Annotated in this window: 15 protein-coding genes and 1 pseudogene; 9 read left to right on the forward strand and 7 right to left on the reverse strand. The window is 62.6% G+C overall.

Annotation, left to right across the window (positions count from 1 at the left end):
- Nucleotides 1-7: 7 nt before the first annotated feature.
- Nucleotides 8-1,147, reverse strand: a complete 1,140-nt coding sequence (locus tag L2A60_RS08080) for a Re/Si-specific NAD(P)(+) transhydrogenase subunit alpha (RefSeq protein ID WP_235703870.1) — start codon at nt 1,145-1,147, stop codon at nt 8-10.
- Nucleotides 1,148-1,529: 382 nt separating this feature from the next.
- Here L2A60_RS08080 and L2A60_RS08085 point away from each other — a divergent pair, with 382 nt between their 5' ends.
- From L2A60_RS08085 to L2A60_RS08100, 4 genes are all read left to right on the forward strand, one after another.
- Nucleotides 1,530-2,183: an ATP-dependent Clp protease proteolytic subunit gene (locus L2A60_RS08085; protein WP_235703871.1), complete on the forward strand. Its 654-nt coding sequence runs from the start codon at nt 1,530-1,532 to the stop codon at nt 2,181-2,183.
- A 168-nt stretch (nt 2,184-2,351) separates the two neighbouring features.
- Complete coding sequence (locus L2A60_RS08090) at nt 2,352-3,032, forward strand: cytochrome b (protein WP_235703872.1); 681 nt, start codon at nt 2,352-2,354, stop codon at nt 3,030-3,032.
- Nucleotides 3,016-3,564 carry an RNA polymerase sigma factor gene (locus L2A60_RS08095; protein WP_235703873.1) on the forward strand — a complete coding sequence of 183 codons (549 nt, stop codon included), beginning with the start codon at nt 3,016-3,018 and terminating at the stop codon, nt 3,562-3,564. The genes L2A60_RS08090 and L2A60_RS08095 overlap by 17 nt, the downstream gene beginning before the upstream one ends.
- The gene (locus tag L2A60_RS08100; RefSeq protein ID WP_235703874.1) at nt 3,561-4,346 is read left to right on the forward strand and encodes an anti-sigma factor family protein; all 786 of its coding nucleotides are present in this window, start codon (nt 3,561-3,563) and stop codon (nt 4,344-4,346) included. Before L2A60_RS08095 ends, L2A60_RS08100 begins: the two co-directional genes overlap by 4 nt.
- A 155-nt stretch (nt 4,347-4,501) precedes the next feature.
- Here the strand turns inward: L2A60_RS08100 and L2A60_RS08105 are convergent, their stop codons facing one another.
- On the reverse strand, nt 4,502-6,811 hold the full coding sequence (locus L2A60_RS08105; protein ID WP_235703875.1) for an FdhF/YdeP family oxidoreductase: 2,310 nt from the start codon (nt 6,809-6,811) through the stop codon (nt 4,502-4,504).
- 168 nt (nt 6,812-6,979) lie between these two features.
- On the opposite strand from L2A60_RS08105, the gene L2A60_RS08110 reads away from it, so the two are divergent.
- Nucleotides 6,980-7,402 carry a PRC-barrel domain-containing protein gene (locus tag L2A60_RS08110; protein WP_235703876.1) on the forward strand — a complete coding sequence of 141 codons (423 nt, stop codon included), beginning with the start codon at nt 6,980-6,982 and terminating at the stop codon, nt 7,400-7,402.
- Between the two features lie 26 nt (nt 7,403-7,428).
- On the opposite strand, the gene L2A60_RS08115 is transcribed toward L2A60_RS08110, so the two are convergent.
- The gene (locus L2A60_RS08115; RefSeq protein WP_235703877.1) at nt 7,429-7,737 is read right to left on the reverse strand and encodes a plasmid stabilization protein; all 309 of its coding nucleotides are present in this window, start codon (nt 7,735-7,737) and stop codon (nt 7,429-7,431) included.
- Nucleotides 7,738-8,015: 278 nt separating this feature from the next.
- On the opposite strand from L2A60_RS08115, the pseudogene L2A60_RS08120 reads away from it, so the two are divergent.
- The 4 genes and pseudogenes from L2A60_RS08120 to L2A60_RS08135 all read left to right on the forward strand — a co-directional run.
- Nucleotides 8,016-8,318: pseudogene (locus L2A60_RS08120) on the forward strand (DJ-1/PfpI family protein); the annotation flags it as partial.
- Nucleotides 8,319-8,441: 123 nt separating this feature from the next.
- A complete protein-coding gene (locus tag L2A60_RS08125; RefSeq protein ID WP_329603564.1) occupies nt 8,442-8,552 on the forward strand; it encodes a hypothetical protein in 111 nt (36 codons plus the stop codon).
- Between the two features lie 137 nt (nt 8,553-8,689).
- Nucleotides 8,690-8,872, forward strand: a complete 183-nt coding sequence (locus tag L2A60_RS08130) for a YciE/YciF ferroxidase family protein (protein ID WP_235703878.1) — start codon at nt 8,690-8,692, stop codon at nt 8,870-8,872.
- A gap of 67 nt (nt 8,873-8,939) precedes the next feature.
- On the forward strand, nt 8,940-9,884 hold the full coding sequence (locus tag L2A60_RS08135) for a glutathione-independent formaldehyde dehydrogenase (RefSeq protein WP_235703879.1): 945 nt from the start codon (nt 8,940-8,942) through the stop codon (nt 9,882-9,884).
- Between the two features lie 120 nt (nt 9,885-10,004).
- On the opposite strand, the gene L2A60_RS08140 is transcribed toward L2A60_RS08135, so the two are convergent.
- The 4 genes from L2A60_RS08140 to L2A60_RS08155 are packed head-to-tail and all read right to left on the reverse strand — an operon-like array spanning nt 10,005 to nt 13,760.
- A complete protein-coding gene (locus tag L2A60_RS08140) occupies nt 10,005-10,628 on the reverse strand; it encodes an NUDIX hydrolase (RefSeq protein WP_235703880.1) in 624 nt (207 codons plus the stop codon).
- A 30-nt stretch (nt 10,629-10,658) separates the two neighbouring features.
- Nucleotides 10,659-12,161, reverse strand: a complete 1,503-nt coding sequence (locus tag L2A60_RS08145) for a sodium:solute symporter family protein (RefSeq protein ID WP_235703881.1) — start codon at nt 12,159-12,161, stop codon at nt 10,659-10,661.
- A gap of 43 nt (nt 12,162-12,204) precedes the next feature.
- Nucleotides 12,205-12,420, reverse strand: a complete 216-nt coding sequence (locus L2A60_RS08150; protein ID WP_235703882.1) for a hypothetical protein — start codon at nt 12,418-12,420, stop codon at nt 12,205-12,207.
- Nucleotides 12,421-12,467: 47 nt separating this feature from the next.
- Nucleotides 12,468-13,760: an ArgE/DapE family deacylase gene (locus L2A60_RS08155; protein WP_235703883.1), complete on the reverse strand. Its 1,293-nt coding sequence runs from the start codon at nt 13,758-13,760 to the stop codon at nt 12,468-12,470.
- Nucleotides 13,761-13,812 lie beyond the last annotated feature (52 nt).

Genomic DNA, 13,812 nt, shown 5'->3' on the forward strand with positions numbered 1-13,812 from the left:
GGTCCTCTCACGCCGCCGCTTGTGGCTGGAAATTCGGGTGGATGACGGCGCCCGCCCTGGTCAGCAGCACGCCCTTGACGATGTCGTCCTCGGCCGGGAGTTTTGGCGCCCGCGCATCCATGTCCCAGAAACTGCTCAGAAAGGTCAGCAGGTTGCGGGCATAGAGGCTGCTTGCCGCCACGCCGATGCGCGCCGGCCAGTTGCGGTAGCCGAGCACGGCGACGCCGTTTTCGGTGACGATGCGTTCGCCCGGCACGGTGGCCGCGCAATTGCCGCCGGCATCGGCCGCGATATCGACGATCACGCTGCCCATGCGCATCGCGGCGACCGCCTCGGCGGTGACGATGGTGGGCGCGCGGCGGCCCTGCACCAGAGCGGTGCAGATGACGATGTCGTTCTTGGCGACGGTTTCGGCGATCAGCGCGGCCTGCTTGGCGCGGAACTCGGCGCTCATTTCGCGGGCGTAGGCGCCGGTCTGGCTCGCACTTTCCTCATCCTCGACGCCGATGAAGGAGGCACCGAGGGATTTGATTTCCTCCTTGGCGGCGGGGCGCACATCGGTCGCCGAGACGATGGCGCCGAGCCGGCGCGCCGTGGCGATCGCCTGCAAGCCGGCCACGCCGGCGCCGACGACGAAGACGCGCGCGGGCGGCACCGTGCCGGCGGCTGTCATCATCATCGCGAAGCCGCGCGGGAAGGCTTCCGCCGCCTCGATCACCGCGCGATAGCCGGCGAGATTCGCCTGGCTGGACAGAACGTCCATCGACTGGGCGCGGGTGATCCGCGGCAACAGCTCCATCGAACACGCATCGATCCCGGCCTTGGCGAGATCGGCCACCAGATCGGGGTTGGCGAGCGGCGCCAGCGTGCCGACCAGCAGGGCGCCGCGCGGGATGGCGGCGATGGTCGCCGGATCCGGCGGCTGGACGGTGAACACCACGCCCGCGCCGGCGAGTGCGGTGGCGGCATCGGGCGCGATTTCGGCGCCGGCTTCGCGGAACGCCGCATCGGCGATCGCGGCCGCCTCGCCCGCGCCGGACTCGACAGCCACGGTGAGGCCGAGCGCTGTGAGTTTTTTCACCGAATCGGGCACCGCGGCAACCCTGGTTTCGCCCGGCAGACGCTCCTTCAACACGGCTAGACGCATCCTATCGTATCCCTTCCCTTCGAACCTTGCGGCGGACGGATGTATCGCCATCCGCTCGATGTGTCGAATATTGTGGCGTCCCCCTTCCGCACGACATAAAATGCCATGCTCCGGTGGTATACAAAGTTATCTCGCACCATGAGCGGGGCGCGGTGTCAAGACGGTATCGCGCGCAGGGCTGGTGTGGCGGAGTTGCGCAAGGTTCCGGCGATCCGAAGGATCGCGGGAAACGCAACGGAGGTGGCAGCGCGCAAACCGGAAGGATACCAGCGGCCCGACAAAGATTGAACGAATCAGTTATTCAGGCCGCTGGTATAAAAGCTCGTCTCGACAGCGCGCGACGCATCCACCACAATGGGCGGAACATTTCATGGAGCGACGCATGATACGCGATGACCGGAACTGGACCGAAGCGCGCGACGATGAGGAAGAACCGGAGACGGAAACGCCGGAGACCGCGAAGCAGGAGCCGAAGGCGCCGGCCAGCGAGCTGGAGAACCGACTGTTCAAGCAGCGCAAGGTGCTGATTTTCGGCGAAATCAACGACCGGGTGGCGCGCGCGGTGACCGGCCAGCTGCTCGCCTTATCGGGTGCCGACGATGCGCCGATCGACGTATTCGTCAATTCGCCGGGCGGGCATGTCGAGAGCGGTGATACGATCCACGACGTGATCCGCTTCGTCGATGCGACCTCGCCGGTGCGGATGATCGGCACCGGCTGGGTGGCGAGCGCGGGGGCGCTGATTTTCCTGGCGGGCCACAAGGATCGGCGGTTCTGCCTGCCGAATACGCGGTTTCTGCTGCACCAGCCGATGGGCGGGGTGCGCGGGCCTGCCACCGATATCGATATCGAGGCTCGGGAAATCATCAAGATGCGCGAGCGGATCAACCGGATCATCGCGCGCGAGACCGGCCAGAGCTATGAGCGGGTCGAGCGCGATACCGACCGCAACTACTGGATGAGTGCCGACGAGGCGATCACCTACGGCATGGTGGCGAAAGTGGTCACCAGCGCGACGGCGCTCGACGCGGGCTGAGCGCGGGATTCACGGCGAAAACATAACAGGACATCAGCCGCGACCGGCCGGTTTTCGGCGTGCCGGTCGCCGGGCGGAATAATCCGGGCAATGCGGCGTCAAAGTCAGGGACGGTGATGCGTCAACCTGACCTGCTGCGCACGCATCATGAATTGGCCGGGGGATATCATGCCACGCTACACGCTTGTGGCGATCATCCTGCACTGGATCATCGCATTCGACATCATACTGCTCGTTGTCCTGGGCGTCGTCATGGTTCAGCTCCCGATGTCGCTCGAGACCAGATTCGCTCTGTTCCAGCTTCACAAATCGATCGGGATCACCGTTCTGTTTCTGGTATTGCTGCGGATTGCCTGGCGCATCTTTCATCCGGCACCGCCTTTGCCGGCGCGAATCCCGCGCGCGCAACGGCTCGCGGCGCATGGTATGCATTACCTGCTTTACGCGCTGATGTTCTGGATTCCCCTGACCGGCTGGCTGGTGCTTTCGGTCTCCAGCCTGAAATTGCCGTTCCGGCTCTACGGCATCGTCGATTGGCCGGACCTGCCCGTGTTCGGCCTGCTGAAGCGCGGGCATGCGGCGGAAAGCGCAGTGGCGGTTCTCCACGTCTATGGCGCATGGATCATCGTCGCCGCCGTGGGACTTCACGTGCTTGCGGCGCTTCGCCATCAATTCGTCGAGCGCGACGAGGTCTTGCAGCGGATGCTGCCGGCATGGCCCGTGCTGAAACGGACGACGGATCGCCCGGCCGTGCCGGAGCCCGATGCGGCGGCATCGATTGATCCCCGGTGCCATAGAGAGTTCGGCAAGCCACCTTCCGACGGAAGCGCCCATGCAAAACGGCAATGATCCAGACGATTCCGCAGCCTGCCGCGACGGGCTTCGCGATCTGGAAGCCTGCATTCCCGCGTTGCGGCGCTATGCGCGCCTGCTGCTCAAAAGCCAGCAGGATGCCGACGACCTGGTGCATGACAGCCTGGTTCTGGCACTCGGCCGGCTTCACACGCTGCAGGAGGAATCGCGGATGCGCCCCTGGCTGTTCGCCATTATCCATAACCTGTTCGTCAGCCGAATGAGGCGGCGGCAGCGACAGGGCGAGACGGTTCCCCTCGAGCTGATCGATGAGGAGAAAATGAGCATCACGGCGGTTCAGGAAGAGGGGTTGCGGCAACGCGACGTCTTGCGGGAGCTGGAGAAGCTGCCCGAAGATCAGCGGCTGGTGATCGTTCTGGTCAGCGTGGAGGAACTTTCCTACGCCGAGGTCGGACAGGTGCTCGGCATTCCGATCGGTACGGTGATGTCGCGACTGTCGCGGGGACGGGAGCGGCTCAGACAGGCGATGAACGGCGAGGAGCGCCCCACGCTTCGGAGAGTGAAATGAACGAGATCGAACGCGCGATCACTGAAGATGAGCTCCATGCCTTCGTGGACGGCCAACTGGACTCGGCGCGGCGCCCTGCGCTCGAGCGCCATCTCGAGCAGGACCAATCGGCCGCGAAGCGGGTTGCCGCATACAAGATGCAGCGCGCCGCCTTGCGCGCGGCCCTGGCCGATCATTTGGCCGAACCGATACCGCCGCTGCTCGATCCGCGCAGATTGATGAAGCTGCGCGAGGCCCGGCGCCGTATCGCTTGGCAGATGGCCGCCGCGATCCTTTTCGCGTTTCTGGCCGGAAGCGGCGCGGGCTGGCTGGTGCGCGGGCGATTGCCAGATGGTTCGCCGGCGGGCATCCCCGCTTTGGCGCAGGAGGCGCTGATCATTCACGCGGTCTACGCCACGGATCGCGGTCCGCCAGCCGAATCCGGCGCGGCACGGCAAAACGCGATCTACCAATGGCTGTCGAGCGAGCTGAAGCATCCGCTCATCATGGTGAATTTGACCGCCATCGGCTATCGTTTCGTCGGCGGCAGGCTGGCCGCGACCGACCATGGACCGGCCGCGATGCTGCTCTACGAGGACGCCGGCGGCACCAGGCTCACCGTCTTCGTTCGGCCGATGCCCGACCGGAAACGGGATACCAGGACCGTCCATGTCGGGGCAGGCGATGTCGACGGATATGCGTGGATCTGCGACGGGCTGGGATATGCCGTGCTCGCCACGGCACCAACGAAGGATCTTCACGATATCGCGGTCATGGTGCGCCACCAGGTGGACCCGACCTGAGAGTCAGCCAAGCCACGCATGCCCGAGCACGACACCGACCGCAACTACTGGATGGGCGCGGACGAGGCGATCGCGCCTACGGCATGGTCGCGAAAGTGGTCACCAGCGCGAAGGCGCTCGACGCGGGCTGAGCGCCCGCCCGCCGGGCCGGCTGGTCAGGCGGCGCGAACCCGGCCGCCGCTGCCGTCCAGCTTGAAGACGCGCACCGGGATGGATTTCGCGGCGGGAACCTTGCTGCCTTCCGCGTGATGCCACAGGGGGATCAGCGCGTTTGCCTCGGGGTAGTAGGCGCCGACGCAGCCATCGGGAATGTCGTAAGCGGTGACGCGAAAGCCGGTCATTTCGCGGGTCCGGTCGTCGGCGACGGTGGCGAGGCCGACGGTTTCGCCGTCCACCAGGTCGAGCCGCGCGATGTCGTTGCCGTTCATCAGCACCACCATGCGGGTGCCCTTGATGCCGCGAAACCGGTCGTTATAGCCGTAGATCGTGGTGTTAAACTGATCGTTGCTGCGCATCGTCATCATCATCAGCACGTCGGTGCCTTTTTCGGGCATGTCCGGGTCTTCGGCGAGACTTTGCGGGTCGATGAAATGGGCGCGCTTGGTGTCGGTGTTCCAGATGCGCTGGCGTGCCGGGATGGCGCGGTAAAATCCGCCGGGCTCCCACATCCGGGTTTCCATGTTCTCGAAATCGGGATAGATCGCGCTGATTTCGGTGCGGATCAGCGCGTAGTCGCCGACCCAGGCGTCCCAGTCGATGCGCGGGTTGGGATCGAGCGCCGCCTTGGCGATTTCGGCGACGATTTTCGGCTCCGACAACAGATGCGCGCTGGCCGGCGGGCGCACGCCGCGCGAGCCGTGGACGCAGGCGGTGCTGTCTTCGACCGAGACCGCCTGATCGCCGGTGGCCTGGCGGTCTTTTTCGATCCGGCCGAGACAGGGCAGGAGATAGGAAATCTCGCCATGAACCAGATGGCTGCGGTTCAGCTTGGTGGCGACGTTCACCGTGAGGCGCATCCCGCTCCAGGCGGCTTCCATCGCCTCGCGCTCGGGCACCGCGCGCACGAAATTGCCGCCGAGCATCAGGAAAGCCTTGATTTTTCCGGCGATGATCGCTTCGCAGGCTTCGACTGTGTTCAGGCCGGCGTTGCGCGGCGGCTCGAAGCCGTAGCGTTCGGCGTATTTGTCGAGCGGGACCAGTTCGGGTTTTTCGCTGATGCCCATGGTGCGCTGGCCCTGCACGTTGGAATGGCCGCGCACCGGGCAGATGCCCGCGCCGATTTTGCCGATATTGCCGCGCAGGAGCAGAAGATTGACGAGCATCTGGACGCCTTCGACGCCTTCGCGATGCTGGGTGATCCCCATGCCGTAGACCACCATGGTTTTCTGCGCGCGGCCATAGACGGCGGCGGTCGCTTCCATCGCGTTGCGCGACAGGCCGGACCTCGCCTCCAGGGTTTGCCAGGAGATTTTGCGTGCCGCTTCGGCGAAAGCGTCGAACCCATCGGTCTGTTCGGCGATGAACCCGTGATCGAGGAGCCCGACGCGGCCGGAATTGCGCGCCGCGTCGTCGGCGGCGATCAGCGCCTTTGAAATTCCCATGACCGCCGCGATATCGCCGCCGAGCCTGACCTGATGGTATTGCGTGCTGATCGGGGTGGGCGAGGTCACTAACATCTCGGTCGGCGATTGCGGGTTGGTGAAGCTCAGCAGCCCCGGCTCGCGGATCGGGTTGAAGGTGATGATCGGCACGCCGCGGCGATGCGCATCCTGCAGCGGATGCAGGGCGCGCGGCGAGTTCGAGCCGGGATTCTGCCCGAAGAAGATGATGCAGTCGGTTTTTTCCATGTCCTCGAGCGTGGTGGTGCCGACCGGAACGCCGATGCTCTGCGTCAGCCCGACCGACGTGCTTTCGTGGCACATGTTGGAACTGTCGGGCAGGTTGTTGGTGCCGTAAAGCCTTGCCGCGAGCGCGTAGATGAAGGAGGTTTCGAGCGAGGCCCGGCCGGAAGAATACCAGACCGTTTCGTCCGGCTGCATCGCGCGCAATTCGCGGCCGATTTCCTCGAAGGCCGATTGCCAGGACACCGGAAGATATTTGTCGGTCGCCGCATCCCATCGCATCGGCTGGGTCAGTCGGCCCTGCTGCTCCAGATCGTAATCGGACCAGCGGCGCAATGCGTCCACCGTATGCTTGGCAAAAAACTCGGGCGTGGTGCGCCGGCTGGTGATTTCCCACGCGGTCGCCTTGGCGCCGTTTTCACAATATTCGAAGGCATGGGGCTTGGCCGGTTTCGGCCAGGCGCAACTGACGCACGCGAAGCCATCCGGCTTGTTCTGCGCCATCAGGATTTTCGCGCCGTCGAGCGGGATGCGCTCGCGCAGCAGGATCTCGGCGAGCGATTTCATCGAGCCCCAACCGCCGGCGGGCGAGGTGTAGCGTATGATTCTCGGCTTGCGTTTCATCCCAGATGTCTCCTGCGCAATGGTATAGATGCTATCTTGGGTGAATGGTGCGGGATAGTCACGATCATAACCATAGTTTCATCTGCGGGAGCATCGAAATTCGGCTGCCGGCGACTGAGATAGGGTGAGTTGGCGGCAACCCCCAACGAACCAACGAAGGAAACGCAGATGAGCAGCTTCGATCCCACCACGCCGCCGCGAACTGGCACGACGGCCGGCGACATGTCGCTGAGCGAAACGCCGAGCATGATCGCCGCCAGCAAGGTGAACGGCACCAATGTCTATAACCAACTGGGCGACTCGATCGGCTCGATCTATGACCTGATGATCGACAAGCGCAGCGGCCGGGTGCAGTACGCAATCATGTCGTTCGGCGGTTTTCTCGGCCTGGGCGAGCATTATCACCCGTTGCCGTGGCAATTGCTGAAATACGACGAACGGCAAGGCGGCTACATCGTCAATCTCGACCGCGACCGGCTGGAGCGGGGCCCGGCCTATGCCACCAGCGCGACACCCGACTGGTCGAACGGAATCTATGGCCACGAAGTCGACCAATACTATGGGATTACGCCAGGAACCGCGGATCGGTAGGCGGCATTACTTCGGGAGCGCGGATTTCAGGAGCCGGATTTATTGTCCTTCCTGGTCCGCGCCGCCTGTTTCGCGCTTGCCTGACTCTCCGTCCTGGGGCGTGACGCAGCGGCTTTGCCGCCGGTTTTTCCGCCCTTGCGCGATGCGGCATGGCTTTCCGGCTTGCCGACGCCGGAGCCGCTTTTATTGCCGCCCCCGCTTTCCTTGTTGACCGTGGCCCAGGCCCGGCGTTCCGCTTCCGGCGCGGCGACGCCACGACTTTCGTAGCTCTCCTCGATATGGTCGGCCTTGCGTTTCTGTTTGTCGGTATAGGCGGATTTGTCGCCGCGCGGCATGGCATCCTCCTTGGATTGACTATCGCTTGATGATGGTCCGGGGCGGCGCGGATTGCCTTTCATTCGTTTGTCCCGCCGATGAACAATGGGCAATTTGCCTGGAACGGCCTTGAGAATGCCCGCCGCCGCCCAGAGATTCCCAAACCCGTGACCCCACGCCCTGACAAGGAGAATGACCATGGCCATCGAGCGGCTCTGGAAAGCCAAACCGGACATCTTCAACGTCCAGCCCAACCATCACATGCTGGGACTAAACACCTAGCCGATGCGAAACCCAGGAGTTCGACGCGCTGATGCTGCCGGGCGGTGTCGCCAATCCCGATCAGTTGCGCACGCTGTCGAAGGCGGTCGCGTTCGTCGAGCATTTCGCGAAGCAGAGAAAGCCGATCGCGGTGGTTTGCCATGGTCCGTGGACATTGATCGAGGCCGACGCGGTGCGTGGCCGCACCATGACCTCCTGGCCGTCGCTGCAGACCGATCTGCGCAATGCCGGCGCCCATTGGGTCGATCAGGCTACGGTATGCACACATCTCTTTGCGGCAAAGAATCAACCCGAAAAAATTTCGCCGAAGCCAGATTAAAGTACATGATCTGAAGTGCTCATAATAGAGAACACATAACGGGATCAAATCGGAATATCGGTTACAATCCGTTGATTTACATACATTTTATGAAATGTGTGAATCCCGTAGGTCGATCAGGAGGTGGTGACCGACGGCAACATGGTGTCGTCGCGCAAGCCGGACGATCTGCCGGCTTTCAACAAAGCCTTCATCGCCCTTCTGGAACAGTCGGGCGCGCGGCATGCGACTTGAGCGCGGTTGGAACAAAGGCCTGAAATCCATGAGATTTTCCGTTTTTATTGTCGAAGCCAAATGTTTCCGAAGCCTCGACTTGAAACGACTCTCCACGATGTCACCCGCCGCATAGGTATTTCCGTTTGGTCAAAGGAGTGACGTGTGCCGCGATCGACGGCATCGCCGCCGAAGCGAAGGAGGTGATGAGCGATATCGCCGATCCGAGCGTGCTCGATGTCGGGATGGCCTCGTCCGCGCAGGCGGTCGAGCATTACGAGATCAGCCGGTACGGCACGCTGATCGCGCTGGCCAGGCGTTGGGCCACACCGACTGCGTGAGCCTGTTCCAGCAGACCCTGGAAGAGGAAAAAGCGGCCGGATTCTGGGGCACGAAAACTTCGGCCGGGTGATCGAAATTGGCAGCGCGGTCGATCGGGTGAAGGTAGGCGACTGGGTATGCCTGCCGTTCAATATCGGTTGCGGGTTCTGCGAGAATTGCGAGCGCGGGCTGACCGGCTTCTGCCTCACCTGCAATCCGGGAACCGCCGGCGCGGCCTATGGGTTTGCCGGCATGGGTCCGTACAGCGGCGGTCAGGCGGAGTTGCTGCGGGTGCCGTATGGCGATTTCAACTGTTTGGTGCTGCCGAAGGACACCGAGGAGAAACAGCTCGACTATGTGATGCTCAGCGATATCTGGCCGACCGGCTGGCACGCGACCGAGCTTTCCGGGCTGAAGCCGGGCGAGTCGATCGTGATCTATGGCGCCGGACCGGTCGGATTGATAGCAGCGTATTCGGCGATGGTCAAAGGCGCGTCGCAGGTGATGGTGGTCGACCGGCACCCCGATCGGCTGAAGCTTGTCGAGCAGATCGGCGCCATCCCGATCGATGATTCCGACGAGCAGGCCGTCGAGAAGGTTCTGCAGCAGACCAATGGCGCGGGGGCCGACCGGGGCTGCGAATGCGTCGGCTATCAGTGTCACGATCATCACGGGCGTGAATGCAATCACCTGACGATGAACGCACTGGTGGAGTCGGTGCGCGCCAGCGGCGGGATCGGGGTGGTCGGCGTGTTCGTGCCGAGCGATCCGAAAGCGCCGACCAAGCTGGAACAGAGCGGCAAGATGGCGTTCGATTTCGGCAAGTTCTGGTTCAAGGGCCAGAAGCTCGGCACCGGACAGGCCAACGTGAAAGCCTATAATCGCTATCTGGCCCGATCGATCGAGCGGAATCGGGCCAAGCCGTCATTCCTGATCTCGCACGAATTGCCGTTGAGCGAGGCGCCGACCGCCTACAAGCATTTCGACAACCGCGATGACGGCTGGACCAAGGTGGTTCTCAGAGCGGCGTGATCTACGATCCATCCCCTCCTGCCGCCGGTGAGTTCGTACCTCGCCGGCGGTACCTCATCTTTGTCCGAAGGAGCGGGGATGTCATATGACAAGCGTGATCGACTGAAAGTCAATCACGCTCTATGACTCACGCCAGCGCTGCTCGCGCAGCACGGGCACCGGCCCCAGGGCGATCCGTTCCGTCGCGCCGAGCGCCAGCCATTGCCGCGCATGCCCGAGCACGGCACGCGTTACGAAGGCAAGATCGAGTTCGAGCGCCTCCTCGATCCCGTAATAGCGGAGTTCTTTGAGTTCGCCCGAGCCGGCGATCGTGCCGGTGACACGAATTGCCGGAACGGTGAAGAAAAACGCATCGAACCGCACCGGCGAGGCGGGCGGCGTGATCGCGCGATAGATATAGTCGAGCGCGTCCAGACGGGGCGGCACGCCCAGGGAAAGCCCCGTCTCCTCATGCAGTTCACGCGTACCCGCGATTGCGAGCGCCCTGGCGAGTCCCGCGCCAACATGCAACCGAAGGCGGTCGAATACATGTGGAGAAAGCTCGCTCTCCGCCGGAGCGGACGTGTCGCCGGGATCGACAGCGCCTCCGGGAAACACGAGCCGATTCGGCATGAAGCGGTGGTTTGCGCTCCGCCTTCCCATCAGAACCTCCGCGCCGGCCGCACCGCCGCGCAACACGAGCAGGCTCGCGGCGGAACGAGGCGTGACGGGCGCGATTCCGGCGGTATGGTGGGCAATGGTCACGACTGAATCCGGTTCGTTCCGGTTGCCGCTTCACATGGACCGCAGGCTGACCGGTGCCGCCTGACGCGCGGGCAATTCAACTTCGCCGAACAGCGAGCGAACCCGCCGCGCTTCAGTGTCCGCATGGGGAAACAAATAGGCACAGGCGAGATAGATGGCGAGATTTGCCAGCAGCGCAACGAACCCCGATGTCACGCCCCAGAGCGGTCCGATGAATTCGGGATATTGCAGCGTGAGAGCGACCGCGAGAACGAACCCGACGATCGTACCCGCATAGGCACCCTGCCTATTCCCCCTCATCCAGAAAATGCCGAGGAATTGCGGAACGGCGAGCTGGATGATCCCCTGGTAGCCGATCACCGCGACATTGAAGAGCTGGGGCAGTTTCAGCGTCGCGATCCACGCTCCGAGCAGCGTGATCGCGATCATGCTGATCTTCGCGATCACCACTTTCGATGTCTCGCTAAGCTCGACGTAGTTGCCGAAAATGTCATTGGCGACCTGCGCGCCGGTGGATTGGATGTTGCCGTCGATATTGCCCATGGTCGATGCAAGGATGACGATTCCAGCAACCGAGAGCAGAACCAGACCGCCGGCTTGCTGATTCACGATGAACCAGATCGCATCGGGCGATTTGGTGACGGCGGGAAGATTTGCCGCAAGCATCGAGAGAACGATCAGCGCGCCGGCGAAGAAGAAGGAGATCGGCGCGGCGATGGCTGCCGCTTTCTTCATCGCATCGACGCTGTTGGCGGTGAACAGCCGAACGAAAATGCCGGGCCAGCACCAGCCCCCGAGCGCGCCGGTGAAGATCAGCGCAAAGAGATAGAGCGGCCCCTGTTTCGAGTGCTCGCCGGGAATTTCGAAAAGTCCCGCGTGAAGAGCGGCGAAGGAGGTGCCTTGCGAGAGCAGCAGCCAGCCGATCAATCCAAGGATCAGCAGCGTTCCGCCGATATAGGATACGACACCCTGCACCATGTCCGAGATAACGACGCCGCGCATGCCCATCTGCACGGTCCAGAATTGGCGGACGACGATCAGCACCACACCGAGAATGACGGCCACGGTGAAATCGATCCTCTTCAGCGCCATATAGTAGAACAGCATGCCCAGTGCCTTCATTCCAAGAATGATCCAGGGAAACTGGGAAACGATGCCGATGACGCCGATCAACAGGCGAATGTTCTTCGTCCCGTATCGGAGTGCGAAGAGGTCGGGTTGCGTGTATAGATTGAAACGCTTGCCCCAGAGCCAGACCCGGTTCGAGATCGCATACATCGCAACGATCGTGAGCAGGCTGTAGAGCAGAAGATAGAAGCTCAGCACGCCGGCCTGGACCGCAAGACCGCCGAAAGCGATGAAGATCGCGCCTGGATACCACGTGTTGAGAAACGACATCGACTGAAAGAACGCGCCGAAGGAACGGCCGCCGACCGCATACTCCGCGAAATTTTTGTCCTTCCTGTAGGAGAGCTGAAGGTAGATCACCACGACGGCGAAAAATGCCGCAAGGCCACCAAAGGTCACCAGCATCGGGACATTTCCTTTTTCAATTCCTTCTGCGTCCGATGGATTTTCACGCGCTCATCCGATACGCGGCGAGGATGCTCAATGTCACGAACAACCCGGCGAATAGAAAATATCCGACCGAAAGCGGCAGATTGGGCAGAGGACCGCGACCGCTGAAGGCAAGGTAGATCGGCGGAAAGCAGCAGACGATGAAATCGAATGCAAACCAGATCTTGATCGCGGTGGGCAGCGACCGTCTCAGCTCGGCTTCTTCCTCGATCATCCTGATCCTCATGTCGTTGACGTTCTGGGAAAAGTGGGGCGGAATAACTAACGCGATTCGGCGGATTCGAGACCGCACCATTCGGCGATGAAGAGAGCCATCGTCTTGGTGATCCGTTCGACGGAAGGCAGGCTGACGCTTTCGTCGGCCGCATGGATGCTGCGTGCGATCGGCCCGTAGCAGAGTGCCGGAACCTGATCGTAAAGCGCATAGACGCGCGTATCGAGGTAGCCGGCCGTCATGAAACTCTCGAGCGGTTTGCCGATGACCGTTTCATGCGCGCGGTCCAGAACCGCCTCGGCCTCCGATCCGGGCTGGAGAACATAGCCTTCGGAATAGAACCCGCCGAATGTCACCCGCGGCGGATTATTGGCCAGGAACCGATCAGAGCGCGCGAAATCGGCAACGCATTCGGCGATCTCGCGGGCGGCTTCCGCTGCGGTGATGCCGGGATAGATCGAGATGCGGCAACTGATCCGGCACCAGCTCGGCACCGACGAAGCCCAATCCCCGCCTTGGATTTTTCCGAGATTCAGGTTGATCGGATGGGGCTCATTCTCGAAATGAGGCCGTCCGGTTTTTTGGGCGTTCCAATCCGCTTCGATCGCCCGAAGCGCCGCCACGACGCGATAGGCTGCGTCGATCGCGTTGGTACCGTCGGACATTTCCCGCACATGCGCGGGCACGCCGCGGACTTCGACATCGAACCACAGAACACCGACATTCGCGCGGACGAGTTTTTCGTCCTCCGGTTCGGGAATCAGAACCGCATCGGCCTTGTATCCGCGAAGATGGGTCATCAAGGCGCCGTTGCCGGTCGATTCCTCTTCGACGACGGATTGCACGTAAACCGTTGCCGCGGGCTGAAGCCCTGCCCGGCGCAGAGCATCGAGCGCAAAGATATTCGCTGCGTGTCCGGCTTTCATGTCGCCGCTCCCGCGGCCAAACAACCAATCGCCCTCGATAACCGGGTCAAACGGTGGAGTGCGCCACATGTCCGATGGGCCGGTGGGGACGACATCGACATGGGCTTGGAGGATCAGGGACCGTCCGGTCTCCCGGCGGGGACGATGAATGCCGACGACGATCGGCGCGGTGGAATGCTGGTCCGAGAACGGCGCACCGCCGACATGCCGCCCAATCGCATCGGGCTCCATCGCGAACCGATCCATCGCATAGCCTCGGTCCCGCAGCGCGCCAAAGACGAAATCCTGGATCGTGTGCTCATTGCCGCGCGTCGAGGGGAAACGGATGAGCGATTTGGTGAATTCAATCTGCTCCGCAAACCCGGCATCGACCGAAGCGACGATGTGTCTCGCGAGTTCCCGATCCAATGCCATTCCAAACGATCCCTCATTCTCGGCGTTCACGGCTAGAACGCTTCGCCCGACC

The sequence above is a fragment of the Acidiphilium iwatense genome (genome assembly GCF_021556475.1).
In the GTDB taxonomy this organism is placed as follows: Bacteria; Pseudomonadota; Alphaproteobacteria; order Acetobacterales; family Acetobacteraceae; genus Acidiphilium; species Acidiphilium iwatense.